The organism is Streptosporangium carneum, from assembly GCF_027922005.1.
Classification (GTDB): domain Bacteria; phylum Actinomycetota; class Actinomycetes; order Streptosporangiales; family Streptosporangiaceae; genus Streptosporangium; species Streptosporangium carneum.
Map to the genome: position 1 here is coordinate 1 of NZ_BSEV01000092.1, position 709 is coordinate 709.

Genomic DNA, 709 nt, shown 5'->3' on the forward strand with positions numbered 1-709 from the left:
CCCGCAGCTTGACGAAATGCTCGTCCCAGCCGGCGTCATGGCCGCACAATTGTTCGAACACATCGACCGGTGCACCCTCGAACCCGTCATGCACCAGCTTGACCAGCGTGCCCGAGGCGACCTCGCTCAGCGTCCATTCGACCCGTGTCTCGTGTTCGCCCAGCCATTGATGGGTGAAGGTGTAGCCCAGCCGGGCCGGCGCCTCGGCCTCGACCACCTCGCCCCACATGCACCGCTCGGGTTCATCGAGGCTCTTGAGAAACATGTAGGGGCCGGGCCGGTCCAGCGACCGGTCGACGGGATGGAACCAGCGCGCCAGATTGTCCTGGCCGGTGAGGAAGTCCCAGACGCGCTCGCGCGGCGCCTTGAGGAACAGCGATTTCTCGATGCGTGGCTCAGCCATGCTCTTTCTCCACTTCTTGTTTCAGTTTGTTCAGCTTGTCGTCCCAGAAGGCGTCGAAGCGGGAGACCCAGTCGGCGACCTGCCGCAGGGGCGCGGCGTTGAGCCGGTTGAACCGCTCGCGTCCGCGCGCCTCGACGCTGATCAGCCCGCCATCGCTGAGCACTTTGAGATGCTTGGCAACTTCGCGGAGCATCATGACCAACCGGTCCGCCACATCCCCGACGGTCATCGCGCCTTCGGAAAGAAGCGCGAGAATTTCCCGCCGTGTCGGGTCGGCGATTGCCCTGAAGATATCCGGTCTGTCCA

At 64.2% G+C, this 709-nt stretch carries 2 protein-coding genes; both read right to left on the reverse strand.

All coding sequences use genetic code 11. The annotated features are described in order from the left end of the window. Positions 1-403: SRPBCC family protein (locus PKF00_RS43950; RefSeq protein WP_271223740.1), on the reverse strand; the 403-nt coding region annotated here is incomplete at its 3' end. Then, the coding region (locus PKF00_RS43955) for an ArsR/SmtB family transcription factor (protein WP_309298485.1) at positions 396-709 on the reverse strand (314 nt) is incomplete at its 5' end. The genes PKF00_RS43950 and PKF00_RS43955, both read right to left, overlap by 8 nt.